This is a genomic window from Janibacter sp. CFPM2_SD2 (assembly GCF_057364645.1).
The window spans coordinates 18,584-42,351 of record NZ_JBNFOF010000002.1 but is presented as its reverse complement, the minus strand read 5'-3'; the positions used below and the strand labels follow the sequence as shown (position 1 = coordinate 42,351).

Here is a 23,768-nt window from a genome sequence, read left to right as displayed (position 1 = left end):
GTCGACGGCGTGCTCGATGGCCGCGGAGACGACCCGGCCACGGGGCCTTGCGCAGGCGGGCCTTGGGCTCGGCGCCGCCGAGGAGGCCGGCGTCGAGCAACCCGGAGAGCAGGCCCGCCATGAAGGAGTCGCCGGCGCCGACGGTGTCGACGACGTCGACGCGGGGAGCGCGCAGCTGGATGCGGCGGCCCGAAGGGAGGATCGCCAGGGCCCCGGCCGCCCCCAGGGTGCACACCGCGAGGGAGGGGCCGAGGTCGCACCAGGAGCGCAGGACCTCGGCGATGTCGTTGTGGTCGAGGGGCCGCCCGAGGAGCCACTCGAGGTCCTCGTCGCTCGCCTTGACGACGTCGCTCACGGCGACCCGGCGCTCGATCTCGGCGCGAGCGGTCTCGGGGTCGGGGAAGAGCGCCGGACGGCAGTTGGGGTCGTAGGAGACCGTGTGGGTGCGGGCCGCGCCGGACATCGCCGAGAGCACGTCGACGCATCCCGGCCGCAGCAGCGCCCCGATCGACCCGGTGTGCACATGGCCCGGCACCTGCGGCAACGCGGGCAGGCGCCAGTCGATGTCGAAGTCGTAGGTCGCGGCGCCGCTCTCGTCGAGCGTGGCGGTCGCGACCGAGGTGTCCGCGGCGCGGTCGCTGCCGGGCACGAGGTCGACGCCGGCCTCGGCGAGGTGCTCGCCGATCGCGACGCCGTGGGCATCACGGCCGAAGTGGGTCGCGAGCGTCACCGGGTGGTCGAGGCGGGCCAACCCGACGGCGACGTTGAGGGGCTGCCGCCGACGTGCTCGCTGCGCTGCCCGTCCGCCCGACGACGACGTCGACGAGCGACTCGCCGATGACGAGCGTCGGGGCGGGCGGTGCGGAGCGGCGGCGGCGGGGCACGGGACCAGTCGGGTCAGGCGGTCGGGTAGGGGGAGACGCGCTGGACCTTCGTCAGGTTGTGGTGCGCCTCGACGGTGCGGATCGTGCCCGACTTGCTGCGCATGACGAGCGAGTGGGTCGTCGCGCCGCCGGCGCGGTAGCGCACGCCGCGCAGCAGCTCGCCGTCGGTGATGCCCGTCGCGACGAAGTAGCAGTTGTCGGTCTGGACGAGGTCGTCGGTCGTGAGGACCTGGTCGAGGTCGTGGCCGGCGCCGACCGCGTGCTGGCGCTCCTCGTCGTCGCGGGGCCACAAGCGGCCCTGGATGACTCCGCCGAGGCACTTGATCGCGCAGGCGGTGATGATGCCCTCGGGGGTGCCGCCGACGCCGAGCAGCAGGTCGATGCCGGTGTCCGGGCGGGCGGCCATGATCGCGCCCGCGACGTCGCCGTCGGAGATGAAGCGGATCCGCGCCCCGGCGGCGCGGACCTCGTCGGCGAGGTCGGTGTGCCGCGGGCGGTCGAGCATGACGACCGTGACGTCCTCGGGCTGCTGGCCCTTGGCCTTGGCGATGCGCTTGATGTTCTCCTTCACCGGCAGGCGGATGTCGACGACGTCGGCGGCCTCGGGCCCGGTGACGAGCTTGTCCATGTAGAAGACGGCGCTGGGGTCGTACATCGTGCCCCGGTCGGCGACGGCGAGGACGGAGACCGCATTGGTCATCCCCTTCGCCGTCAGTGTCGTGCCGTCGATGGGGTCGACCGCGACGTCGCAGGCGGGGCCGGTGCCGTCGCCGACCTCCTCGCCGTTGAAGAGCATCGGGGCCTCGTCCTTCTCGCCCTCGCCGATGATGACGACGCCGCGCATCTGGACGCTGGAGATCATCGAGCGCATCGCGTCGACGGCGGCGCCGTCGGCGGTGTTCTTGTCGCCGCGACCCACCCACCGGCCCCCGGCGAGGGCGGCGGCCTCGGTGACCCGCACGAGCTCCATCGCGAGGTTGCGGTCGGGGTGCATCACCCCGGCGCTCGGGGTGGACGTCTGGGCCTGGCTCATGCTTCTCCTCAGATACGGCTGGTCGTCGGGCCGAGCCTATCGGCCGGGCCGCCGACAGGTGTCCGGGCCGCGCTGTGGCGCGTGCGACCATGGAAGGCATGAGCTCAGCCCCCGGCGACCAGGCCGCGACCCCCTCCTCGTCGGCTCCCGATCGCGAGTCGACCCCCGAGGAGCTCGCCGCCCAGCAGGGGTCCCGGCACGCGGCGCGAGCCACTACGCCAAGGGCACGAGCGCCAACATGGTCCGCTCGATGGTCGTCATCGTCGGGCTCGCGCTCGCCCTCTTCCTCGTCACCGGGCGCCCCAACAGCGTCACGCCGCAGGCCGTCGACGTCTCCGCCGCCGCGCAGTACCGCGCCGCCGAGGCGGGTGAGCCCTTCGCCTACGCGGACCAGTTGCCCGACGGGTGGACCGCGACGAGCGTGCGCTACGTGCGCTCCAAGGGCGGCGTCATGGTGTGGAATGCCGGCTACACGACCCCCGACGGCGAGTTCGTCTCCGTGCAGCAGGCGGTCGACCCCGGGCAGGCCTGGATCGACACCCAGACCAACAACGGTCGACCCGTCGGCAGCGTCGAGACCTCCGACGGTCGCGAGTGGGCCAAGCGGGACCGCGAGGGCAAGGTCCAACGCAGCCTCGTCAACGTCCCCGACGCGAAGGGGGAGCTGACGACGCTCGTCACCGGCACGGGCAGCTGGGAGCAGCTGCAGGCCTTCGCCGAGCACCTGACCCCCGCGAAGGTGACGAAGGCCGGCGGCAGCGCGAGCTCGAGCGCGTCGCCGTCCTCATGATGTCCTGAGAGGTCCCTCGTTCAGCGGCCCAACGCCGCGGTGACGAGCGGGACCAGACCGGGGTGGGCGAGGTGGAGCCCGCTGATCTCGTCGAGCTGCCACCAGGCGAGGTCGTCGTGCTCCTCGGGCTCGAGGTTGGCCGGCGTGCCCTGCCAGCCGTCGACGACGAAGCTGTGCAGCTCCAGGTCGTCGCCGAGCCGGAGCACGAGCGGGTCGAGCGCCCGCCACCGGGTGACGGTCACGCCGATCTCCTCGCGGCACTCGCGCACGAGCGCCTCCTCGGGTGACTCGCCGGCCTCGATGTGGCCGCCCACCCCGTCCCAGCAGTCGGGATAGTGCTGACGAAGGGGGTGACGGTGCGCCAGCAGCACGCGGTCGCCGGCGACGAGAAGCCCCATCGCGACGCGGTGCAGGCGCCCCGTCACGGCAGCCCGCTCACTCGTCGGTGGTGTCCTGCGACCCCAGGCTCGCCTCGGCCTTGTCGAGCCATGCCTCGCAGTGGGCGGCGAGGGCCTCGCCCCGCTCCCACAGCCGCATCGACTCCTCGAGACCGGCCTGACCCCCTTCGAGCCGGGCGACGAGCTCGATGAGCTCCTGGCGCGCCTCCTCGTAGGACAGGTCGGCGACGTCGGGCTGCTCCTGCTCGGGCTGCGGGTCGGTGGCCATGGCGACCACTGTAGGCGGGGCTGCCGTCAGGAGTCCGTGACCCGCACGGCGAAGTCGCCGTCGGCCACGGTCACCCGCAGCAGGTCGTCGACGGCGAGGGCTGCGCGGGAGGCGACGACCTCCCCTTCGGGCCGCTGGACGATGGCATAGCCGCGCTCGAGGGTCGAGGCGGGGGAGAGGACCCTCGCCTGCGACCGCAGGTGGCCGATGCGGTCGCGCTCGCGGTGCAGCCGGGCCTCGAGGCGGCCATGCGCCCGTCGCCGCAGGGAGGTGACGACCTCGCGCTGCGCCCGGACGAAGGCGGTGCGGTCGGTGAGCACGGGCCGGCTCGTCAGGTGGACCAGGCCGCGGCGTTCGCGCTCGACGAGACGGCCAGCGCGGCTCGGGCCCGGGTGCGGGCGTCGACGACCCCGGCGCGTTCCTGCGCGGCGTCGGGGCAGATGAGCTTCGCGGCGTCGGTGGGGGTGGAGGCGCGCACGTCGGCGACGAGGTCGAGCAGGGGGCTGTCGACGTCGTGGCCGATGGCGCTGACGACCGGGGTGCGCGCGTCGGCGACGGCGCGCACCATCGTCTCGTTGCTGAAGGGCAGCAGGTCCTCGACCGACCCACCGCCGCGGGCGACGACGATGACGTCGACCTCGTCGACGGCGTCGAGCTCGGCGACGGCCGCGGTCACCTCGGTCACCGCGGTCGGTCCCTGCACGGCGACCTGACGGATCTCGAAGGGCAGGCCCGGCCAGCGACGCCGCGCATTTTCGACCACGTCACGCTCGGCGGCGCTCGCGCGGCCACAGACGAGGCCGACGCGGCGGGGGAGGAAGGGGAGCGGTCGCTTGCGCGAGGCCTCGAAGAGCCCCTCGGAGCGCAGGTGCTGCTTGAGGTACTCGATGCGGGCGAGCAGCTCACCGACGCCGACGGGGCGGATCTGCCGCACGTCCATCGACAGCGACCCGCGCTGGGTCCAGTAGCTCGGCTTGGCCTGCACGACGACCCGCGCGCCCTCGCCGAGCGGCGCCGCCATCGCGTCGAGCGCGGTGACCCGCACCATGCACGACAGCGACATGTCGACGTCGGGGTCGCGCAGGGTCAGCCAGGCGGTGCGCGCCCCCGGGCGCCGGGTCAGCTGCACGACCTGACCCTCGACCCAGGTCACCGACATCTTGTCGACGTAGTCGGCGATCTTCATGCTCAGCAGGCGCACCGGCCACGGCTGCTCGGCCGTCGTGTCGGCTGCCTTGTCGGGAAGGGGGGTGCTCACGGCCCACAGTCAAGCAGCCCGTGCCGACGGCCGGACCCCGGCTCGCTGCGAGGCGCGAGCCGGGGTCCGGGGCGAAGGGAGCGTGTGCCCGTGGGTGGGTCAGGGAGCGGTGGTACCGGCCGGGCAGTTGACGCGGTAGTCCCACGCCGTGCCGTCGGGGCCGGTGACGACGACGGTCACCTCAGTGCTCGTCCCCGCGGGCAGGGTGAGCGTGGCCGAGCCGGTGCCTTCGTTGATGTCGTCGCCGACGACACCGGTGTCGTGGATCAGGGCACCCTCGTAGAAGACCTGGAACTGGTCAGGTACGCCATAGGCCTCCCACTCGAAGAGGAAGGAGGTCGGGCCCGCGGCCCCGATGCCGTGGACGGTGGTCGTGACCCCCGCGCCGCCGGACGAGGTCGAGGCATTGCACGGCGTCACCGGCGTCGGGTCGGTGGTGGTCACCGAGTAGAGGACGAGGTAGGAGATGTCCTGGGTCCTGCCCTGCTTGTTGGTGCTGCTGCTGACGCCGGAGGTGCCGCTGCCGTCGTGCGCGAGGGTGGCGGACTTCAGGCACCACGAGGCGTCCTCGAGGGTGAGGTCGGGGTCGCCGCTGGCGAGGGTGAAGCTCGTCCCGGTGATGGTCACGACGACGTCGATCGGGTCGCCGGTGCGGGTGTCGGTGACGGTCACGGTCGTCGGCCCGGCGAGGTCGGCGTCGATCTTCGTCGCGGTCGTGTGGTCGGTGCAGTGCTGGGTGGCGGCCCCGGCCGGTGGCGCGAGGGCGAGGGCGGCGAGGACGAGCGCGAGGGCGGCGAGCAGGGCCGTGCCGACGCGCAGTGGTCGAAGGGGGTCGAGCGTGTGCATGGTGGTTCCTCCCGAGAGCCTCGTCGTCGTCGACGAGGTCCCCGCCAGTGTCGGTCCGCGACGACGGCGCCCGATACCGGTCGAATCTGCCCATTGACACCGGCCCCCGGCCGTGGGATGGGCCACGATCAGGGGCCGTCCAGCCCACTCACCTACGATGGGTGGCATGACGACGAGCGTGACCCCTCCCGCCGAGACCGACGCCCCGCAGGACGCCAAGCGCGTCCTGCTCGCCGCCCCCCGCGGCTACTGCGCCGGCGTCGACCGGGCCGTCGTGACGGTCGAGAAGGCCCTCGAGCTCTACGGTCCCCCCGTCTACGTGCGCAAGGAGATCGTGCACAACAAGCACGTCGTGACGACCCTCGAGAAGCGCGGCGCGATCTTCGTCGAGGAGACCGACGAGGTCCCCGAGGGTGCGACCGTCGTCTTCTCGGCGCACGGTGTCGCCCCGGTCGTGCACGACGAGGCCAAGGCCCTGAGCCTCAAGACGATCGACGCGACCTGCCCCCTCGTCACCAAGGTGCACCGCGAGGCCGTGCGCTTCGCCGACGACGACTTCGACATCCTGCTCATCGGCCACGAGGGGCACGAGGAGGTCATCGGCACCTCCGGCGAGGCGCCCGAGCACATCACCCTCGTCGAGGGCCCCGACGACGTCGCCAACGTCGAGGTCCGTGACCCCGACAAGGTCGTGTGGCTGTCGCAGACCACCCTGTCGGTCGACGAGACGATGGAGACGGTGCGCCGGCTGCGCGAGAAGTTCCCCAAGCTGCAGGACCCGCCGTCCGACGACATCTGCTACGCGACGCAGAACCGTCAGCTCGCCGTCAAGCAGATGGCCAAGGACTGCGACCTGATGATCGTCGTCGGCTCGCGCAACTCGTCCAACTCGGTGCGCCTCGTCGAGGTCGCCATCGAGCACGGCTCGCGCGACGGGCACCTCGTCGACTACGCCGACGAGATCGACGAGTCCTGGCTCGACGGCGTGCGCACCGTCGGCGTCACCTCCGGTGCCTCGGTCCCCGAGATCCTCGTGCGCGGGGTCCTCGACTTCCTCGCCGAGCGTGGCTACGGCGAGCCTCAGCCGGTGACCGCGGCCGAGGAGTCGCTCCTCTTCGCGCTGCCCAAGGAGCTGCGCCGCGACCTCAAGGCCGCAGGCATGAGCGACCAGATGAAGCACGACGCGCGCGCTCGGCGACGCGGGCCAGCTGCACTAGCCCTTCGAGACGGCCGCGGGCGGCCTCCTCAGGGAGCGGCTAGAGCCGCTGGCTGATCCGCGCGGCGGTGTCGGCGCCGACTGCGCGAGGTGGGCGGCGCCCCCTTCGTCGACGTCGGCGGTGCGATAGGTGACCGCCACGGCGGCCACGGGGTGACCGTCGCGGTCGAGGACGGCCGAGGCGACGGATGACAGGTCGGGCGAGACGCTGCCCGCCTCGACGGCGTGGCCACGAGCGCGCACGTCGACGAGGAGCCGGCGCAGCGCCGACGGGGTCGCCGGACCACCCCCGACCATGACCGCTGCGACGGGTAGAGCGCGGTGACCTGCCGCCGGGGAGCGCGGCGAGCATCGCCAGGCCGCTCGCGGTGAGCGTCGCCGGCAGCCGCACCCCGACGTCGGTGACGAGCGAAGGGCGTCCCGCGGCACGTTCCTCGATGACGTAGAGGACGTCGCGACCCGAGAGCACCGCGAGGTGGGCGTTGTGGGTCGTCGCGTCGACGAGGCGCTCGACGAGGGGCCGGGGCGAGCCGCTGCAGCGGGTCCTGGCGTTGGTAGCCGGCGCCGAGCTCGTGCACCGCGGCGCCGATGCCATAGGTGCGTTCCTCCGCGTAGTGCACGACGTAGCCGTGCTCCACGAGCACCGCGAGCAGGTGGTAGGTGCTGCTGCGCGGCAGGTCGAGGGCTCGCGCGAGGTGCGCAGCGGGGATCGGCTCGGCCCGGCTCGCGAGGTGGGTCAGCGCGCGCAGGGCGTGACCGGCGGAGGTGGCATTGGGCATGGGGCTCCTGTCTTGTATCCGAGACACTATCGCCTGCGCGGGCCTCACGAGCCGGGGCGAAGGGGGGTTGCATGGACCCATGAGCACCGACACCACCACCGTCGTCCTCGGCGACCGGCCCCTCACCATCGACGAGGTCGTCGCCGTCGCCCGCCACCACGCCCCCGTCGAGATCAGTGTCGGCGCCTGGGAGCGGGTGCGGGCCGCGCGCACCGTCATCGAGGGCCTCGCGGAGGACACCGTCGCCCACTACGGCGTCTCGACCGGGTTCGGCGCGCTCGCCACGACCCACATCCCCCATGAGAAGCGCGCCCAGCTGCAGCGCTCGCTCGTGCGCAGCCACGCCGCCGGCGCGGGCGCCGAGGTCGAGGAGGAGGTCGTGCGCGCGCTCATGCTGCTGCGTGTGCAGACGCTCGCGACCGGCCGCACCGGCATCCGCGAGGAGACGCTGCGCCTCTACCTCGCCCTGCTGCAGCAGCGGATCACGCCGGTCGTCCACGAGTACGGCTCGCTCGGCTGCTCCGGCGACCTCTCGCCGCTCAGCCACTGCGCGCTCACGCTCATGGGAGAGGGCCGCGTGCGCGTCGACGGCGGCGACGAGGTCGACGCCGCAGGCGCGCTCGCCGACGCCGGCCTGACGCCCGTCGAGCTCCACGAGAAGGAGGGCCTGGCCCTCATCAACGGCACCGACGGCATGCTCGGCATGCTGTGCCTCGCCGTCCACGACCTGCGCCGACTGCTCGCCACCGCCGACATCGCCACCGCGATGAGCGTCGAGGGCCTGCTCGGCACCGACGACGTTTTCGCCGCCGACCTGCAGGCGCTGCGCCCCCAGCCCGGCCAGGCGCTCTCGGCCGCCAACATGCGCGCGGTGCTCGCCGACAGCCCGATCCGTGACAGCCACCGCGACCCGGCCGCCTGCACACGGGTCCAGGACGCCTACTCCCTTCGCTGCGCGCCGCAGGTGCACGGTGGCGCCCGCGACACCGTCGAGCACGCCGCGACCATCGCCGGCCACGAGCTCGCCTCGGCCATCGACAACCCCGTCGTCACCCTCGACGGACGCGTGGAGTCCAACGGCAACTTCCACGGGGCGCCCGTGGCCTACGTCCTCGACTTCCTCGCGATCGTCGCCGCCGACGTCGCGAGCATGAGCGAGCGGCGTACCGACCGCTTCCTCGACGTCAAGCGGTCCAACGGGCTGCCGCCCTTCCTCGCTGACGACCCCGGCACCGACTCCGGTCTGATGATCGCGCAGTACACCGCCGCCGGGATGGTCTCGGAGATGAAGCGCCTGGCCACCCCCGCCAGCGTCGACTCGATCCCGAGCAGCGCCATGCAGGAGGACCACGTCTCGATGGGCTGGGGTGCCGCCCGCAAGCTGCGCCGCAGCGTCGACGCGCTCGCCCGGGTCATCGCCATCGAGCTGCACACCGCCGCGCGGGGGATCGCGCTGCGCGCCCCCCTTCGTCCCGCGCCGCGACGGGTGCCGTCATCGACGCCCTCGCCGAGCACGGGCAGACCGGGCCCGGCCCGGACCGCTTCACCTCGCCCGACCTCACCGCCGCCCACCTCGCCGTCGTCGACGGGTCGGTCCTCGCGGCCGCCCAGTCGGTCACCGGTCCGCTCAACTGAAGGAGCAAGTGATCACCATGGACGGAGCCCGTCCCGTGCGTGCCCCCCGAGGCACCGACCTGACCGCCCGCAGCTGGCAGACCGAGGCGCCGCTGCGGATGCTGATGAACAACCTCGACCCCGAGGTCGCCGAGCGCCCCGACGACCTCGTCGTCTACGGCGGCACCGGCCGGGCCGCGCGGTCGTGGGAGGCCTTCGACGCGATCGTCGAGACGCTCACCGACCTCGCCGACGACGAGACCCTGCTCGTGCAGTCGGGCAAGCCGGTCGGCGTGCTGCGGACCAACCCGTGGGCGCCGCGCGTGCTCCTCGCCAACTCCAATCTCGTCGGTGACTGGGCCACGTGGCCGGAGTTCCGCAAGCTCGAGGCCGAGGGCCTGATGATGTACGGCCAGATGACCGCCGGGTCGTGGATCTACATCGCCACCCAGGGGATCCTCCAGGGCACCTACGAGACCTTCGCCGCGGTCGCGCGCAAGCGGTTCGGAGGCACGCTCGCCGGCACCCTGACCCTCACCGGCGGCTGCGGCGGCATGGGCGGCGCGCAACCGCTGGCCGTCACGCTCAACGGCGGCGCCTGCCTCATCGTCGACGTCGACGAGACGCGGCTGCGCCGGCGCCAGTCGAAGCGCTACCTCGACGAGGTCGAGACCGATCTCGAGGTCGCCCTGGCCAAGGTCATGGAGGCGAAGGGGGAGCGCCGCGCCCTGTCCGTCGGTCTCGTCGGCAATGCCGCCGAGGTCTTCCCCGAGATCCTGCGCCGCCACCGTGCCGGAGAGATCGAGGTCGACGTCGTCACCGACCAGACGAGCGCGCACGACCCGCTGAGCTACCTGCCCGCGGAGGTCGCGCTCGACGAGTGGCAGCGCGAGTCCGAGGCCGACCCGGAGGGCTTCACGAAGAAGTCCCGCGAGTCGATGGCCGCGCAGGTCCAGGCGATGGTCGAGTTCCAGGACGAGGGCGCCGAGGTCTTCGACTACGGCAACAGCATCCGCGACGAGGCCAGGCACGCCGGCTACACGCGGGCCTTCGAGTTCCCCGGCTTCGTCCCGGCCTACATCCGGCCGCTCTTCTGCGAGGGGCTCGGGCCCTTCCGCTGGGTGGCGCTGTCGGGTGACCCCGAGGACATCGCCGTCACCGACGCCGCGCTCAAGGAACTCTTCCCGGAGAACGAGCACCTGCACCGCTGGCTCGACGCGGCCGGCGAGCTCGTCGAGTTCGAGGGGCTGCCGGCGCGCATCTGCTGGCTCGGCTACGGCGAGCGGCACAAGGCGGGCCTGCTCTTCAACGAGCTCGTGCGCGAGGGCAAGGTCAAGGCACCGATCGTCATCGGCCGCGACCACCTCGACTCCGGCTCCGTCGCCTCGCCCTACCGCGAGACCGAGTCGATGCTCGACGGCTCCGACGCGATCGCCGACTGGCCGCTGCTCAACGCGCTGACCGCGACGAGCTCCGGCGCGACCTGGGTGTCGATCCACCACGGCGGTGGCGTGGGCATCGGCCGCTCGATCCACGCCGGTCAGGTCGGCGTCGCCGACGGCACCGACCTCGCCGCGCAGAAGCTCGACCGACTGCTCACCAACGACCCCGGCATGGGCGTGCTGCGGCACGTCGACGCCGGCTACTCGCGGGCCGCGGAGGTCGCCGCCGAGCGCGGGGTGCGCGTGCCGATGGAGCCGGTCGTCCGGGACGCGAAGGAGGCCTGAGCGTGGCCCCCTTCGCCTGGAGCGGACGCAGTGACGGTGACGGCCCCGAGCACCGGCGCTTCTGGAATGTCGTGAGCGAGCCAGAGCGGGGCCGGCAGACGGACGTCGCGCTCGTCGGCTTCGCGAGCGACGAGGGGGTCCGGCGCAACCACGGTCGGGTCGGCGCCGCCGAGGGGCCCGGCGCGCTGCGTGCGGCGCTTGCCTCGCTCGCGGTCCACGAGGACCTCACGGTCGTCGACCACGGGGACGTCGCGGTCACCGACGGTGATCTCGAAGGGGGGCAGCGTCGCCTCGGCGAGGTGATCGCCGCCGCCCGCGAGAGCGCCGACCTGACCGTCGTCCTCGGTGGGGGCCACGAGACGGCCTACGGCAGCCACCTCGGGCTCGGGCCGCGCCCGCGGCTCGGTGTGCTCAACCTCGACGCCCACTTCGACCTGCGGGCGGCCGAGCGGCCGACGTCAGGCACGCCCTTCCGGCAGATCGCGGCCGACCGCCACGAGGCGGGCGTCGACTTCGACTACGCCGTCGTCGGCATCTCGCGCACGAGCAACACGGGCACGCTCTTCGACACCGCCGACGAGCTCGGCGTGCGCTGGCTGCTCGACGACGACAGTCAGGAGCCCGGCGCGCCGGTGCGCTTCGTCGAGTACTTCCTCGCCGGGGTCGACGCGGTCTACCTGACGATCGACCTCGACGTACTCCCGGCCGCCGTGGCGCCCGGTGTGAGCGCGCCTGCGGCACTGGGGGTTTCCCCCTTCGTCATCCAGGCTGTGTGCGACGCGGTCGTCGCCTCCGGCAAGCTCGTCCACCTCGACGTCACCGAGCTCAACCCGCGCTTCGACGTCGACCAGCGCACCGCGCGGGTCGCGGCGCGCCTGGTCCACCGGATCATCACCCGCCACGCGAGCACCCCACGCCACCAGGAGGCCTGAGCATGTCGACCCTCGTGACCAACATCGGTGAGCTCGTCACCTGCGACGGCACGGGCGAAGGGGGCGTCGGCGCCCGCATCGACCACGCTCTCGTCGTCGACGCCGGACGCATCGCCTGGGTGGGACCGGCTGCGTCCGCGCCCGCGGCGGACGAGGTCATCGACGTCGAAGGGCGTTGTGTCACACCGGGTTTCGTCGACAGCCATGCGCACCTCGTCTTCGCGGGCGACCGGTCCGCGGAGTTCGCCGCGCGGATGGCCGGGCAGGCCTACGACGGCGGTGGCATCGGGGTGTCGGTCGCCGCGACCCGGGAGGCGAGCGATGACTGGCTGCGCACTGCCCTCGCCGCACGCGTCGCCGAGATGCGCGCCCAGGGCACGACGACCGTCGAGGTGAAGTCGGGCTACGGGCTCACCGTCGCCGATGAGGAGCGGGCGCTGCGCCTGGCGGCCGAGGTCACCGACGAGGTGACCTATCTCGGGGCGCACGTCGTGCCCGCGAAGGCCCGCGAGGACCGTGCCGGCTACGTCTCGCTCGTCACGGGGGAGATGCTCGCGGCGTGCGCGCCACATGCCCGGTGGGTCGACGTCTTCTGCGAGCCGCACTCGCCGCACGCCTTCACAGGGGAGGAGTCCCGCGAGGTGCTCGTCGCCGGGCGTGACGCCGGGCTGGGGCTGCGGGTCCACGGCAACCAGCTCGGCCACGGGCCCGGGGTGCAGCTCGCGTGCGAGCTCGGTGCCGCGAGCGTCGACCACTGCACCTACCTGTCGGACGCCGACGTCGACGCTCTCGTGCAGTCGGCAGGGACGACGACGGCGACGCTGCTGCCCGGCGTGGAGTTCTCGACCCGCTCGCCGTGGCCGGACGCGCGGGCGCTCCTCGACGCGGGGGTCTCCATCGCGCTCGCGAGCGACTGCAACCCCGGCACCTGCTACTCGAGCTCGATGCCCTTCGTCATCGCGCTCGCCGTGCGCGAGATGGGACTGACGCCGAGCGAAGCCGTCGTCGCCGCGACCCGCGGTGGTGCTCGCGCGCTGCACCGCGAGGACATCGGTCGGGTCGAGGTCGGCGCGCGCGCTGACCTCGCGGTGCTGGAGGCGCCCAACCACCTGCACCTGAGCTACCGGGCCGGTGTGCCGATCGCGCGGGCGTTGGAGGTCTGAGGGCCCCTCAGAGCCAGGCCGGGCGCCAGTCCGGCGACGGGTCCTCGCCGGTGCGTCCGTCGACGGCTTCGCGAAGCATGTCGGCCTGGCCGGTGTGCCGGCCGTACTCCTCGAGCAGGTCGAGCTGCAGGCGGCGCAGGTTGGCCCAGCCGGTCTCGTCGCTGCCCGTCGTGACCCGCTGGTCGATGCCGTCGGCGGCGATCGCGTCGGCCACGCGCTGACGGGCGCGGGCGACCGTCGCGTCGTAGCGGGCGTAGAGCTCGGCGGGCGAGTCCGTCGGGTGGAAGTGCGCCTCCCACGCATCCTGGCTGCGCATCGTGGCCCAGCGCTCGTCGAGGGCCGAGTCGTCGAGCCGGAGCGTGGAGTAGAGGTCCTCCACGAAGGCGAGGTGGTTGAGCAGGCCACCCAGGGTCAGCTCGGAGGCGCCGATGCGCTGGCTGAGGCCGCCGGCGTCGAGACCATCGGCCTTCCATCGGAAGGTCGCGCGCTGCCGGTCGAGCGCGGCCACGATCTGCTCCGCATCGGTGCCGGTGAGCGGTGGTTCCCAGGCCGGGGCGCCGGTGCCGGGTGCGCCCCCGCCAGGCGTGCCGGGGGCGTCGGGCGTGCCGGGGGGCGTCGGGCGTGCCGGGTGCGTCGGTCATGAGGCCTCCTCGCGGGATGTCGTGCGACCACCCTCCTCCTGCGCGCGGGAGCGCGCCACCTGCTCTCGGGGGTCTGCCGCCTGCTCGCGCGGGTGCGGCAGACCGAGGTCGAGGTCGAGCTCGGGCCGATGGTCGGCGACGACGTCGAGGAGCTCGGGGGCGGTGAGCGGCCGCGGTGTCGTCGTCACGGCGGGGACCTCATCGATCTCGTCGCTGCTCAGCCCGATCTCACCCATGCGACGGGCACTGACGAGCACCCGCGACTCGAGCGAGCCGACGAGCCGGTTGTAGTCCTCGACGCTGCGCTGGAGCGAGCGGCCCATGCGCGTCGCGTGCTCGCCGAGCGTGCCGAGCCGCGCGTAGAGCTCGCGACCGACGGTGAGCAGCTCCTGGGCGTCGCGGGTCACGGCATCCTGCTGCCAGGCATAGGCGACCGTGCGCAGCAGCGCGAGCAGGGTGCCGGGGGAGGCCAGCACGACCCGCTCGGCCATCGCCTCCTCGTGCAGGCCCGGCGCGCGCGACAGGGCGGCCGCGAGGGTCGCGTCAGAGGGGACGAAGCACACGACCATCTCCGGCGACGGCTCGAAGGCGGTCCAGTAGGCCTTGCTCGACAGGGTCGTCACGTGCGCGCGAAGGGAGGCGGCGTGCGCCTCGAGCAGGCGGTCGTGCTCCGACGGGTCGATCTCCTCGGCTTGCGCCTGCAGCCAGTGGCTCATCGGTGCCTTGGCGTCGACGACGAGGTGCTTGCCTCCCGGCAGGTGGACGACGACGTCGGGGCGGACCTCGCGCTCGGCAGCGGTCGCTCCACGCGCCTGCTCGTCGAAGTCGCAGCGCGCGATCATGCCCGACACCTCGAGGACCCGACGCAGCTGGACCTCGCCCCAGGCGCCACGCACGGACGACACCCTCAGCGACGAGGCCAGGGAGGAGGCCTCGCGACCCACCCGGGTGGTGGTGTCCTCCACGCGGCCCAGGGCCTCGCGCACCGAGGCGAACTGCGAGACCCGGTCCCGCTCGAGCTGCTCGACCTTGGCCGAGACGCGGCGCAGCGTCTCGCCGAGGGGCGCCAGCGCGGCCGCGGTGCGGTCGTCCTCGTCGGCAGCATGGGCCTGCTCGTCGAGGCGCTCACGCAGTCCCTCGAGCTGCTCGCGCAGCCCGTCGCGCTCGGCGCGCAGGCCGGCGACCTCGGCCCGCACGGCCAGCCAGGCGAGCAGCCCGCCGACGACGAGGCCCACCAGCAGTCCCGTGATCAGGGTCGTGATGTCCATGGGTCCAGCCAACCAGCGACCTCCGACAACGCGCGGATCAGAAGGGCGGCGGGCTGTCGGCGGCCTCCTCGGCTTCGTTCGTCCCCGCCAGCGGGGACGAAGAGGTGTACGGGTCGTGGGTCCCCGTGGGCGGGGACAAAAGGGAGTCCGCGTCGCTGGGCGGGGACGAAGGGGAGTCCGCCTCGTTGGTCCCCGTGGGCGGGGACGAGGCGTTGTCCAGATCGCTCGTCCCCACCGGCGGGGACGAACTCTCCTCCCCTTCGTCCACGGCGTGGACCGGGAAGGTGAGGGCGACGACGCCGCCGGGGGTGATCCACTCGGTCGACCCGTCTTCTCGGAGCCGGTGGCTCCAGCGTGCGGAGTGCTTGACGCGGTGGTGGTGCCGGCACAGGTCCGACAGGTTGGCCGGGCTCGTGCCGCCGTGCGGCCACGGCGTCGCGTGGTCGACGTCGGCCGCCCACCCCAGCCGCCGTGACTGCACCGGGCGCTCGCAGCCCCACATCCGGCAGACGCCATCACGCGTCGCGACGAATTCGCGCTGCGCCTTGGGGATCGCGTAGGCCGACGTCGACGTCTCGAGCAGCGTGCCGGTCCGGGCATCGATCAGTGCCCGGCCCACCCGGGTGTCGAGACGCCGGACGATCGCGGCGACGACGTCCGGCGGCACGTAGCCGACGCCCGGGATCGTCGTCCCGGAGACCCATCGCCCACCGCCCGTGCGGCACGTGCACGGATGGCCGCCCCCGCCCGTGCTGTCCTCGCCGTGGTGGCACGCGTCGGTGGTGCACGTGCAACCGCACCCGACGCGCACCTGCGTCGTCACGTCGTCGCTCATCCACTCCTCGGCGAGGACGTCGACCTGGTCGGCGCCCTCGCCGCTGACGATGCGCACACGCTCGTGATCGACCCGGTCATAGGTGATGCCCTCCTCGAGGAGCCGGCCACAGGGTCCTCCTCGCCACTGCAGATGGGGCACGACGGGTCGTCCACCGGCGCGAAGGTCAGCCGCGAGACCGCCGACGCGATGACGGGCACGCCGAGCCGCACCTCGGCAGTCACCTCGCTGCCGCACAGGACGAGGTCCGCCAGGCCCATCGCACGGGCCGTGCCGATCGGCATCTCCGGGTCGTCGGCCCGCCATCGCTGCCCGGCGGCGTCGACGGCCGCCTTGATCGCCGCGCCGATCTCGCTCGGCAGCACGGCCGTCAGCCACGTCGTGCCGACGGGGCCGGCCTCGGTGCGTACGTCGAGCCTGCTGGCGCGGTTGGCATCGGCCCGCGCCTGCATGAGCTCGGGCTCGAGGCGCGTGATGAGGCGCCGGCAGGTCTTGGCGACCTCGTGCGGCTCCATGTCGATGATCCGGATCGATCCGGGCGCCCCGCGTCGAGCGCCGAGCAGGTGCTTGACGATCGCCTGCGTCGTCTCGGGGGTCGTGTCGCGCGTGTGCTTGTGCACCTGCTCCAGGGCGCGGCGTCCGAGGCGCCCCTCGGCGACGAGCTCGGCCAGGGGCCGCCAGGTCGGTCGCGGCGCGGGAGGCGACGGCGCACCGTCGGCCCGCCTCGGTCGGACCGGTGCCGATGGCGACGGCCACCGCGTCAGGAGCCATCTCGGCGACCTCACCCGCGGGCAACCGCACCTCGCGGTACTGCCCATCCGGTCCGCGCTCCTCGCCCCGGCGTCCGACCTCGGCGACGAGGACGAGCTCGAGGCCGTCCACGGCCCGGCGCACCGCCTCGGTCGCGACGAGTGCCCGCTCCAGCTGCCCGTCGTCGAGCCGTGCGGCATCGCGCACCGCCCGGTCACGGGCCGCGCCCACCGACGCCAGCACCCCGTCGAGCCACTGGTCTGCGACCCGCGATGCGTGCCCGGGCCCGTCTTCGAGTGGCCCCGAACGCACCTCATCGGACCCGTCGTCAGGCCCGTCACCCGGACCCGTCCGAGACCGCACCTCCCCGACCGCCTCGGCCCCCACCGTGTCCACCTGCATGACCGTCACGTCATCCCCTTCGTCATCGTCGACGACCCATGACCCATGCTCTCGCCGAGCACCGACAGCCCACCCGTCCTGTTGACGCCGGCCCGCCGACGCAGGAGCGTGGCTCCATGAGCGAGATCCAGCGGGCGGCAGATGATGGCCGACGACCCGCGGACGCCCGTCGACCCGGTCGGCGACGAACGGCACCTGCTCGGCGAGTACCTGCGGTGGCAGCGCGAGACGCTCGCGGCCAAGTGCGCGGACCTCTCGCCCGAGCAGCTGGCCACGCGTTCGGTCGAGCCGTCGACGATCTCGCTGCTCGGTCTCGTCCGGCACATGGCGCGGGTCGAGCGGGGCTGGTTTCGCCAGTGCGTCGAAGGGGAGGACGTCGCCACCCTCTACCGCGCCCGGGCAACATGGACGGCGAGTGGGACGACGCGGCGGGCACGCAGGAGTGCGTCGACGACGCCTTCGCCACGCGGCGGGCGGAGTGCCTGGCCTCGGACGAGATCATCGCGCGGCACGCGCTGGACGACACCTTCGAGGACCACGGTGGGTGGACATGGAGCGTGCGCGGACTCGTGCTCCACATGATCGAGGAGTACGCCCGCCACATCGGGCACGCCGACCTGCTGCGCGAGCGGATCGACGGCCGGCTCGGGGAGTAGCGGCGCCCTCTGTAGCCTCGTGGCCATGACGAGCGACGAGCCCACCGAGGAAGAGGTCAAGGCGGCGACGACCCGCCCGGACCTCGCGACGGAGGCCGGCCGGCTCGCCTTCATCAAGGTCCTCAACGCCCGCCTGCCCAAGAAGCGCCTCATCGCCCAGGGCCTGCTGCGCGACGAGGACGGACGCATCGCCCTCTGCGAGCTCGTCTACAAGCGCGACTGGGACCTGCCCGGTGGCATCGTCGACCCGGGGGAGTCACCGGCCCACTGCGTGGTCCGCGAGGTGCGCGAGGAGCTCGGCCTCGACGTCACCGTCCGCGGGATGCTCGCGGTCAACTGGCTGCCGCCCTACCGCGGGTGGGACGACGCGCTGCTGTGCCTCTTCGACCTCGGGGCCGTGCCCAGCACCTTGCTCGACGACGCGACCCTGCAGGCCCGCGAGATCAAGGCCGTGCACTGGGTCACCCTGCGACGGTTGCCGAGCGGGTCGCGCCCTATACCGCTGCGATGATCGCCGAGGCAGTCGCGACCGACACGACGCTCTACCTCGAGAACTCCACGGAACGGGCCGACCCGTGAGCGACCCCCTCGACGACCTGAAGGTGCCCCGCCGCCAGCCGACGAACCGGACCCTCCTGTGGCAGATGTGGGGCCGCGAGACGGCCAAGGACTTCATCCTGCTGCTCGCGGCGCTGCCGATCGTGTGCGCTCTGGTCTACGTGCCGGTCATCGCGACGTCCGGCGGGTCGTGGCCGCGACTGCTCGGTCTGCTCGTGCTCTTCGTCGCGATCTGGTGGGCCCTGCGGGCCGTGCTGCGGCGCTGGGTCGCCGCCGGCCGACGGGACGAGGCGGGGAGCCCCCTTCGCCCGGTTAGACTCCTGTCCCCGTGGCACTCTCCATCGGAATCGTCGGTCTCCCCAACGTCGGCAAGTCGACGATGTTCAACGCACTGACCAAGAACAACGTCCTCGCCGCGAACTACCCCTTCGCGACCATCGAGCCCAATGTCGGCGTCGTCCCGCTGCCGGACGCGCGGCTGGGCCGGCTCGCCGAGATCTTCGGCAGCGAGAAGATCCTGCCCGCGACCGTCTCCTTCGTCGACATCGCCGGCATCGTCCGTGGTGCGAGCGAAGGGGAGGGGCTGGGCAACAAGTTCCTCGCCAACATCCGTGAGTCCGACGCGATCTGCCAGGTGGTGCGCGCCTTCGTCGACGACGACGTGACGCACGTCGACGGCAAGATCGACCCCGCCTCCGACATGGAGACCATCAACACCGAGCTCGTGCTCGCCGACCTGCAGACCCTCGAGTCCGCGATCCCGCGGATCGAGAAGGAGGTCAAGGGCAAGAAGACCGACAAGGACGTCCTCGACACGGCGCTCGCCGCCCGCGGGGTCCTCGAGGCCGGCGACACCCTGTTTGCGAAGGGGGCCGCCGCCGGGGTCGACATGACCATCGCCGCCCAGCTCGGGCTGCTCACGACCAAGCCCTTCCTCTACGTCTTCAACGTCGACGAGGACCAGCTGACCGACACCGACCTGCAGGCCCAGTGGCAGGCACTCGTCGAGCCGGCCGAGGCGATCTTCCTCAACGCCAAGCTCGAGTCCGAGGTCGCCGAGCTCGACGACGAGGACGCCCGCGAGCTGCTCGAGGGCGTCGGCATCGACGAGCCGGGCCTGGACCAGCTGGCGCGCAAGGGATTCAACACCCTCGGCCTGCAGACCTACCTCACCGCCGGCCCCAAGGAGTCGCGCGCGTGGACGATCCACAAGGGCGACACCGCGCCCAAGGCCGCCGGCGTCATCCACACCGACTTCGAGCGGGGCTTCATCAAGGCCGAGGTCGTCTCCTTCGAGGACCTCGACACGCTCGGCTCGATGGCCGAGGCGAAGGCCGCCGGCAAGGTCCGCATGGAGGGCAAGGACTACGTCATGGCTGATGGTGACGTGGTGGAATTTAGGTTTAATGTCTAGAAACCGCCAAAAGTACTTGCTGACCTGAGAAAACCGTATGAGCTCCGTAGTTGGCGAAATGCGACTCAGAGCCCGTCTGACATCTGCTTCGGGTCCCAGTCTCGCGTCTGAGGATCCGCGATCGGCGTGCGCAGCCCGGTTGGACGCGGTTGCGAGCGCGTCCGGCCTCCTCGGTCATTCGCCGCGATGCTGACTCATTGTGGTTCTCCGCCGGTGATGTCGTCATCGACTTCGGGCATGTCGCGGGCGACCATGACGACGGCGCGCCGGATGCGGCGCTCCGGGCAGCGATGCGTGCTCGGCTGATAGGGGCGTCCGTCGCTTGTAAAGGTCGTAGTCGTATGGCCGCAGGACATCTTGATGTGCCAGATGTAGGTGGTGGATCTGTCGCCGCTGTACACGACTGCTAAGAGCTGTTCCTTCCCCTTGCCGGTCAGACTGTCGGTCCCGTACGGAAGACTGTCGCCATGAAGAAGGGGTCGGCAGTTTGAATCGAAGAGGTGGGCAGATGCGCGACGAAGGGGGAGCTGCATGGGTGAGGGCGATTCAGATGCGACCGCAGAGATGGTGCGCACATGACTGGCAAGAAGAGCACGGCGAAGCTGCATCACTATGTGCCGCAGGGGTACCTTCGAGGCTTCGCGACGGGCCAAGAGCGCATCAGGGTCGTACCCTTCGACCGCTCCCGGCAGCCATACACGCCGAGCGTGAAGAACGTAGCTGCGCAGAATCACTTCCACACGGTCGGTGAGTTCGATGAGCCGGACGCGTTCGAGAAGGCGCTGAGCGAGGTCGAGGGCCAAGCCCTCGGCATCATCAAGGGCTTCGCCAATGGCGAGTTTCCTCCCTCCGAGGAGAGCAGGTGGGCCTTTGCCCACTACACGGCGTTGCAGAGCGTGCGCGGGCCGGATACTCGGAGGACGACCGAGCATCTCCGCGCGACCATGGTGCGGCTGGAGGTGGGTGCCGGTGGTCGCAAGAATGTCGGTGCGTGGATCCGTGACAATCTCAGGTTCGACCCGACGCCGGAGCAAGAGGATCGAATCTGGAACGAGGCCACCCAGCCCGGTGGGCCGCCGATCGGATTCTCCAACCTGGCTCACATCCAGAACGCAGTCGAGACCGCGATCGAACTGACGCCCTATCTTGCGACCCGCCCCTGGGCACTCGTTCGCTTCGACCGACGCTCCCTCATCACATCGGATGCTCCGGTCGGTCTGGTGCGCCGACCGGACGACGAGCCGTGGGAGGGAGTCGGCTTCGCGACGGCATGGGGCGTCACGTTCCCGCTCACGCGCAAGTTGGGGCTCCTCATGAGCGATCCCATGGCGATGTTGGAGGGCTCCGGAGCGGACGATCCGCGTGTCCAACAGCTCCGCGAGATGGTGCTCGCCGGACGGATAGACCGAATCCAGGCCGGGACGACAGCAATGGAGAAACTGTTCAATCAGCACACCGCGGAGTCGGCTAGGGAGTACGTTTTTCACCACCCCGAGGACGAGCGGTATGTCCCTGTCAATCTGCCCGAGCCGGACCTGATCAACATCAAACCGATCGGAGCACTAGTCGACATGGACTTCGACGGTGAGCCGCTGTTCGCGCCCAACGGAGGTGAGGGCTGACGGGACACGAGGGGAAGCGCGGAGCACCAAGACATGACGATCTCATACGGCTCGGGCTAGCGTCGTCGGCGGCGATGATGTTCCGGTAGAGGAAGTGTGTCGTATGAGCATGGGAGATTCGGTGAGCGACGCGATCGACCCGATGTGGTGGGAGGGCGTGCTGGCGGCGGCGTCGCTTGACGACCGCTATGAACCGCCAGAGTTGTTGTCATCGCATTTCGAGCGGGCGGCGGCCGATCCGGCCGTCACGGGGCTTCACGCACAAGTGCTGCGGGTGTTGGCGATGGTGTCGTCAGCGATGCTGAACGCGGAGGACTGGCTGGAGCCGTTCACACCCGCGATGCAGATCAGTGGCAAGCGGACTGTGGTACCGGCGGACTTCGATGCCGACCAGGTGGCATTACTGGCACGTATCGCTCCTCTCGTCGAACGTGATGATCTGCGGGCACGGGTCGCTGATGTCGTCTGGGTCTACGGGGACCGGTCGGACATCGCGATGTTGGACCGAGCCATCGACGCCTACCGGGCCGCGCCGCTGACGGACGATGTGTGGTTCAGCGTGGGGAAGGACGCGTGGGTTCGGGCCCTCGCGCTTGCATCGCGGCGCGGCGCGGCCGGCAGGGCCCGGGTGCAGGAAATGTCGGACGCGCTGAAGGCTCAGGTCTGGCCGGCCAGGTGACGGACAACTTCAAAACAGTGGGGTTCGCGGAAACCTTGCGCCAGCACGGTCGTGTCGACGCTGCCGGGCGCGCTGAGGTGCGCGAAGCGCTGTTCGCGCTCGCGGCACGGGCGTCGTCGGTAACCCCGCGCCTGTCACGCCATCTCGAGCGTGAGGCGCTCGCATGGCTTGGTGGTTCGGACGCGGCGGCGGCGAACTCTGCGACCGAGCGCGTTGCGCGGACCTACATCGCAGAAGCTGATTCCCGCATTCTGACGGACCCGAAGGCGGGCGCGCTGGTCGAGGGCCATTTCCTGGAGAAGGCCATCGCAGTCCTCCGAACCATCCCGCGCTCCTACCGGCTCGAGAACGGACTCGACGAACTCATCGACGACCTCCGCACTCGGCTGCGTGAGAGCCGGGAGTCGTCGATCGAGCAGATGATACGTATCCAGTCGGACCCGGTTGATCTGACTGAAGCCGTGTCCTACGCGCGGTCGCAAGTCACGGGCCACGCGGACAAGTTCGACGCGCTCGCCGCATTCGCGACGCTCGCACCGCCGCTAGATGAAGCCAGTACGCGCGAGACCGCCGCGAAGATGCTGGAGGGCACCATCAGCCACATGTTTGGATCCTCTACGTTCTCCTCTGACTTCCGGAAGATCGCATCGAGGCCCGGGTCTTCGGGCCAGGCCGACGAGGGCGAGGTGTGGGCCGAGATGGTCCGCACGGTGTTCTTTCATTCCCAATTGCTCGGAAAGGGCATCATCCAGCCTGCGCAAGAGGCCCTGACTACTGAGCACCGGTTCAGTCGGCAGTACATGGTGTCGCTGTGCGTGGAGTCGCCGACAGTGCCCGAGGGGCACGAGACGTTGTGGGGTGACGGGCTGGCGCTCGGCTTGGGCGGAAACTACGGCGCTGCGGTCTCTGTCCTGGTCCCGCAGTTGGAGCAGGTCGTGCGGGTCATGTTGAGGCGGCACGACGTGTACACGTTGTTCGTCGATGAGCACGGCGTGGAGAGTGAGAAGAGCTTGAACGCGCTTCTCGACATGACCGAGACTCAGGACGTCTTCGGCGCAGGGATGGTCATGGAAATGAAGGCAATGCTGGTCGTCCAAGGTGGTCCGAACCTACGCAACGATGTCGCGCACGGCCTTCTCGATGACAACTCGGCGTGGAGCTACTCGGCGCTCTACATGTGGTGGTTCTGTCTGCGGCTGGTGACGTGGCCGGTCATCGAGATGATTAGCCGCGCTCGGACCCAGTCAGCAGAGTCTTGCTGAGACCCGATGGCGAAGGGCACTGACGGCGACCTCGTTCCGTCGGCCGCAGGTGTCTCGTGACCCAGATGTCTCTAGGTGCCTGAATGTGGTGGAGTTCCGCTTCAACGTGTAGCCGGTTTCCGGCCCTCGCTCAGAGCAGCCGTGGCATGGGCTACACGATCGGCTGATCGCGCAGCGCACGCGCCGCGAAGTACCCCTCGATCCGCTCCTCGTCCCAATCGTGCGCCTCGCGCAGTCCCTCGGCGAGCATCGCGAGGTAGGCCGGTCGGGGAGCGGTGTGCGGGACCGCGTGCATGCCGTGGGGCGCGGTGAAGGTGAGCATCGGCAGCCCTTCGTGCTCGCCGACCCGCACGAGCGTCTCGTAGTGGCCGGGCCCAGCCTGGTGGCGCTCGCCGGGCAGCCCGGTGAGCAGCACCTCCTCGAGCGGGTCGTCCGGGTCGGCCGGCCGGTGCATCTCCTGGTTGGCGACGTCGACGAACTGCCCGATCGTCAGCAGGTAGGCGCGGCCGGCGGTCTCGCCGGGGGAGTCGTGGTCGTAGAAGGCGACCCCGCCACCCCAGGTCCGCGACTCGCCGGCGAAGTACAGGCTCCCCGGCAGGGTCACCGCGTGATCGGCCGTCGGCATGGTCCGGTCGCGCGCCCCGGCATAGGTCCTCATCGACCCGGGCGGCGTGCCGCCGGCGATGTAGCAGCCGAGACGGCGGCGGGACATGTTGGAGCCGTAGCTGACGTACCAGAGGTGCGAAGGGAGCATCCCTCCCATTGTCGTCCGC

At 71.4% G+C, this 23,768-nt stretch carries 25 protein-coding genes and 3 pseudogenes; 13 read left to right on the top strand and 15 right to left on the bottom strand.

From position 1 onward, the window contains the following. A partial coding sequence (locus AC2W7J_RS00475; RefSeq protein WP_485980898.1) for a PfkB family carbohydrate kinase occupies positions 1 to 751 on the bottom strand: 751 nt, incomplete at its 3' end. A 146-nt stretch (positions 752 to 897) separates the two neighbouring features. After that, positions 898 to 1,917 (bottom strand): class II fructose-bisphosphatase, encoded by a 1,020-nt coding sequence (glpX, locus tag AC2W7J_RS00470; protein WP_255185393.1) that lies wholly within the window; start codon positions 1,915 to 1,917, stop codon positions 898 to 900. Between glpX and AC2W7J_RS00465 the strand changes: the two genes are divergently transcribed. Beyond that, positions 1,916 to 2,707 (top strand): DUF4245 domain-containing protein, encoded by a 792-nt coding sequence (locus AC2W7J_RS00465; RefSeq protein WP_485980897.1) that lies wholly within the window; start codon positions 1,916 to 1,918, stop codon positions 2,705 to 2,707. The genes glpX and AC2W7J_RS00465 overlap by 2 nt on opposite strands. A 20-nt stretch (positions 2,708 to 2,727) precedes the next feature. On the opposite strand, the gene AC2W7J_RS00460 is transcribed toward AC2W7J_RS00465, so the two are convergent. The 5 genes from AC2W7J_RS00460 to AC2W7J_RS00440 form a co-directional block, all read right to left on the bottom strand. Further along, the gene (locus AC2W7J_RS00460) at positions 2,728 to 3,105 is read right to left on the bottom strand and encodes an NUDIX hydrolase (protein WP_485980895.1); all 378 of its coding nucleotides are present in this window, start codon (positions 3,103 to 3,105) and stop codon (positions 2,728 to 2,730) included. 37 nt (positions 3,106 to 3,142) lie between these two features. Further along, positions 3,143 to 3,373, bottom strand: a complete 231-nt coding sequence (locus AC2W7J_RS00455; RefSeq protein ID WP_255185396.1) for an exodeoxyribonuclease VII small subunit — start codon at positions 3,371 to 3,373, stop codon at positions 3,143 to 3,145. 26 nt (positions 3,374 to 3,399) lie between these two features. Next, on the bottom strand, positions 3,400 to 3,813 hold the full coding sequence (locus AC2W7J_RS00450) for an exodeoxyribonuclease VII large subunit (protein WP_485980900.1): 414 nt from the start codon (positions 3,811 to 3,813) through the stop codon (positions 3,400 to 3,402). Continuing rightward, the gene (xseA, locus tag AC2W7J_RS00445; RefSeq protein WP_485980894.1) at positions 3,705 to 4,631 is read right to left on the bottom strand and encodes an exodeoxyribonuclease VII large subunit; all 927 of its coding nucleotides are present in this window, start codon (positions 4,629 to 4,631) and stop codon (positions 3,705 to 3,707) included. Before xseA ends, AC2W7J_RS00450 begins: the two co-directional genes overlap by 109 nt. Before the next feature lie 99 nt (positions 4,632 to 4,730). After that, positions 4,731 to 5,477: a hypothetical protein gene (locus AC2W7J_RS00440; RefSeq protein ID WP_485980893.1), complete on the bottom strand. Its 747-nt coding sequence runs from the start codon at positions 5,475 to 5,477 to the stop codon at positions 4,731 to 4,733. Positions 5,478 to 5,643: 166 nt separating this feature from the next. On the opposite strand from AC2W7J_RS00440, the gene AC2W7J_RS00435 reads away from it, so the two are divergent. Then, complete coding sequence (locus tag AC2W7J_RS00435) at positions 5,644 to 6,750, top strand: 4-hydroxy-3-methylbut-2-enyl diphosphate reductase (RefSeq protein ID WP_485980891.1); 1,107 nt, start codon at positions 5,644 to 5,646, stop codon at positions 6,748 to 6,750. Here the strand turns inward: AC2W7J_RS00435 and AC2W7J_RS00430 are convergent. Both AC2W7J_RS00430 and AC2W7J_RS00425 read right to left on the bottom strand, forming a co-directional pair. Continuing rightward, entirely contained in the window at positions 6,734 to 7,288 is a 555-nt protein-coding gene (locus AC2W7J_RS00430; RefSeq protein ID WP_485980890.1) for an IclR family transcriptional regulator domain-containing protein, read from the bottom strand. The genes AC2W7J_RS00435 and AC2W7J_RS00430 overlap by 17 nt on opposite strands. 82 nt (positions 7,289 to 7,370) lie before the next feature. After that, positions 7,371 to 7,472, bottom strand: a pseudogene (locus tag AC2W7J_RS00425) (IclR family transcriptional regulator); the annotation flags it as partial. A 79-nt stretch (positions 7,473 to 7,551) separates the two neighbouring features. Between AC2W7J_RS00425 and hutH the strand changes: the two are divergent. The 4 genes and pseudogenes from hutH to hutI all read left to right on the top strand — a co-directional run bounded on the left by hutH (position 7,552) and on the right by hutI (position 12,908). After that, positions 7,552 to 9,107, top strand: a pseudogene (hutH, locus tag AC2W7J_RS00420) (histidine ammonia-lyase). Between the two features lie 11 nt (positions 9,108 to 9,118). Then, positions 9,119 to 10,813: a urocanate hydratase gene (hutU, locus tag AC2W7J_RS00415; RefSeq protein ID WP_427802260.1), complete on the top strand. Its 1,695-nt coding sequence runs from the start codon at positions 9,119 to 9,121 to the stop codon at positions 10,811 to 10,813. A 2-nt stretch (positions 10,814 to 10,815) separates the two neighbouring features. After that, entirely contained in the window at positions 10,816 to 11,745 is a 930-nt protein-coding gene (gene hutG, locus AC2W7J_RS00410; RefSeq protein WP_485980888.1) for a formimidoylglutamase, read from the top strand. Between the two features lie 2 nt (positions 11,746 to 11,747). Further along, positions 11,748 to 12,908 carry an imidazolonepropionase gene (hutI, locus tag AC2W7J_RS00405; protein ID WP_485980886.1) on the top strand — a complete coding sequence of 387 codons (1,161 nt, stop codon included), beginning with the start codon at positions 11,748 to 11,750 and terminating at the stop codon, positions 12,906 to 12,908. Positions 12,909 to 12,915: 7 nt separating this feature from the next. Here the strand turns inward: hutI and AC2W7J_RS00400 are convergent, their stop codons facing one another. The 4 genes from AC2W7J_RS00400 to AC2W7J_RS00385 form a co-directional block, all read right to left on the bottom strand. Next, positions 12,916 to 13,416: a mycothiol transferase gene (locus AC2W7J_RS00400; RefSeq protein ID WP_485980884.1), complete on the bottom strand. Its 501-nt coding sequence runs from the start codon at positions 13,414 to 13,416 to the stop codon at positions 12,916 to 12,918. Positions 13,417 to 13,545: 129 nt separating this feature from the next. Next, the gene (locus AC2W7J_RS00395; RefSeq protein WP_255185406.1) at positions 13,546 to 14,817 is read right to left on the bottom strand and encodes a DNA recombination protein RmuC; all 1,272 of its coding nucleotides are present in this window, start codon (positions 14,815 to 14,817) and stop codon (positions 13,546 to 13,548) included. A 37-nt stretch (positions 14,818 to 14,854) separates the two neighbouring features. Beyond that, entirely contained in the window at positions 14,855 to 15,709 is an 855-nt protein-coding gene (locus AC2W7J_RS00390) for an HNH endonuclease signature motif containing protein (protein WP_485980883.1), read from the bottom strand. Further along, on the bottom strand, positions 15,649 to 16,272 hold the full coding sequence (locus AC2W7J_RS00385) for a hypothetical protein (RefSeq protein WP_485980881.1): 624 nt from the start codon (positions 16,270 to 16,272) through the stop codon (positions 15,649 to 15,651). Before AC2W7J_RS00385 ends, AC2W7J_RS00390 begins: the two co-directional genes overlap by 61 nt. Positions 16,273 to 16,945: 673 nt before the next feature. On the opposite strand from AC2W7J_RS00385, the pseudogene AC2W7J_RS00380 reads away from it, so the two are divergent. From AC2W7J_RS00380 to ychF, 4 genes and pseudogenes are all read left to right on the top strand, one after another. After that, positions 16,946 to 17,460: pseudogene (locus AC2W7J_RS00380) on the top strand (DinB family protein). Between the two features lie 25 nt (positions 17,461 to 17,485). Further along, positions 17,486 to 17,971 carry an NUDIX domain-containing protein gene (locus tag AC2W7J_RS00375; protein ID WP_485980880.1) on the top strand — a complete coding sequence of 162 codons (486 nt, stop codon included), beginning with the start codon at positions 17,486 to 17,488 and terminating at the stop codon, positions 17,969 to 17,971. A gap of 64 nt (positions 17,972 to 18,035) precedes the next feature. Next, complete coding sequence (locus AC2W7J_RS00370; RefSeq protein ID WP_485980878.1) at positions 18,036 to 18,413, top strand: hypothetical protein; 378 nt, start codon at positions 18,036 to 18,038, stop codon at positions 18,411 to 18,413. Next, the gene (gene ychF / locus AC2W7J_RS00365; protein ID WP_485980876.1) at positions 18,347 to 19,432 is read left to right on the top strand and encodes a redox-regulated ATPase YchF; all 1,086 of its coding nucleotides are present in this window, start codon (positions 18,347 to 18,349) and stop codon (positions 19,430 to 19,432) included. The genes AC2W7J_RS00370 and ychF overlap by 67 nt, the downstream gene beginning before the upstream one ends. A gap of 194 nt (positions 19,433 to 19,626) precedes the next feature. On the opposite strand, the gene AC2W7J_RS00360 is transcribed toward ychF, so the two are convergent. Further along, positions 19,627 to 19,833 (bottom strand): hypothetical protein, encoded by a 207-nt coding sequence (locus AC2W7J_RS00360; RefSeq protein WP_485980874.1) that lies wholly within the window; start codon positions 19,831 to 19,833, stop codon positions 19,627 to 19,629. A 174-nt stretch (positions 19,834 to 20,007) separates the two neighbouring features. Between AC2W7J_RS00360 and AC2W7J_RS00355 the strand changes: the two genes are divergently transcribed. From AC2W7J_RS00355 to AC2W7J_RS00345, 3 genes are all read left to right on the top strand, one after another. Then, positions 20,008 to 21,054, top strand: coding sequence for a DUF4238 domain-containing protein (locus tag AC2W7J_RS00355; protein ID WP_485980872.1), 1,047 nt, complete (start codon positions 20,008 to 20,010; stop codon positions 21,052 to 21,054). Positions 21,055 to 21,175: 121 nt separating this feature from the next. Then, positions 21,176 to 21,733, top strand: coding sequence for a DUF7380 domain-containing protein (locus AC2W7J_RS00350; RefSeq protein WP_485980870.1), 558 nt, complete (start codon positions 21,176 to 21,178; stop codon positions 21,731 to 21,733). After that, a complete protein-coding gene (locus tag AC2W7J_RS00345) occupies positions 21,730 to 22,995 on the top strand; it encodes a DUF4209 domain-containing protein (RefSeq protein WP_485980868.1) in 1,266 nt (421 codons plus the stop codon). Before AC2W7J_RS00350 ends, AC2W7J_RS00345 begins: the two co-directional genes overlap by 4 nt. A 151-nt stretch (positions 22,996 to 23,146) precedes the next feature. Here AC2W7J_RS00345 and AC2W7J_RS00340 read toward each other — a convergent pair whose 3' ends face one another. Beyond that, positions 23,147 to 23,749: a histone deacetylase gene (locus tag AC2W7J_RS00340; protein ID WP_485980867.1), complete on the bottom strand. Its 603-nt coding sequence runs from the start codon at positions 23,747 to 23,749 to the stop codon at positions 23,147 to 23,149. Positions 23,750 to 23,768: the final 19 nt, after the last annotated feature.

What these genes read in the sequence shown, in the direction of transcription:
- AC2W7J_RS00465 (WP_485980897.1), top strand. Translation starts at nt 1,916, where the DNA reads ATGCTTCTCCTCAGATACGGCTGGTCGTCGGGCCGAGCCTATCGGCCG.
- glpX (WP_255185393.1), bottom strand. Translation starts at nt 1,917, where the DNA reads ATGAGCCAGGCCCAGACGTCCACCCCGAGCGCCGGGGTGATGCACCCC.
- AC2W7J_RS00460 (WP_485980895.1), bottom strand. Translation starts at nt 3,105, where the DNA reads ATGGGGCTTCTCGTCGCCGGCGACCGCGTGCTGCTGGCGCACCGTCAC.
- AC2W7J_RS00455 (WP_255185396.1), bottom strand. Translation starts at nt 3,373, where the DNA reads ATGGCCACCGACCCGCAGCCCGAGCAGGAGCAGCCCGACGTCGCCGAC.
- AC2W7J_RS00440 (WP_485980893.1), bottom strand. Translation starts at nt 5,477, where the DNA reads ATGCACACGCTCGACCCCCTTCGACCACTGCGCGTCGGCACGGCCCTG.
- AC2W7J_RS00435 (WP_485980891.1), top strand. Translation starts at nt 5,644, where the DNA reads ATGACGACGAGCGTGACCCCTCCCGCCGAGACCGACGCCCCGCAGGAC.
- AC2W7J_RS00430 (WP_485980890.1), bottom strand. Translation starts at nt 7,288, where the DNA reads ATGGCATCGGCGCCGCGGTGCACGAGCTCGGCGCCGGCTACCAACGCC.
- hutI (WP_485980886.1), top strand. Translation starts at nt 11,748, where the DNA reads ATGTCGACCCTCGTGACCAACATCGGTGAGCTCGTCACCTGCGACGGC.
- AC2W7J_RS00395 (WP_255185406.1), bottom strand. Translation starts at nt 14,817, where the DNA reads ATGGACATCACGACCCTGATCACGGGACTGCTGGTGGGCCTCGTCGTC.
- AC2W7J_RS00375 (WP_485980880.1), top strand. Translation starts at nt 17,486, where the DNA reads ATGACGAGCGACGAGCCCACCGAGGAAGAGGTCAAGGCGGCGACGACC.
- AC2W7J_RS00355 (WP_485980872.1), top strand. Translation starts at nt 20,008, where the DNA reads ATGACTGGCAAGAAGAGCACGGCGAAGCTGCATCACTATGTGCCGCAG.
- AC2W7J_RS00340 (WP_485980867.1), bottom strand. Translation starts at nt 23,749, where the DNA reads ATGCTCCCTTCGCACCTCTGGTACGTCAGCTACGGCTCCAACATGTCC.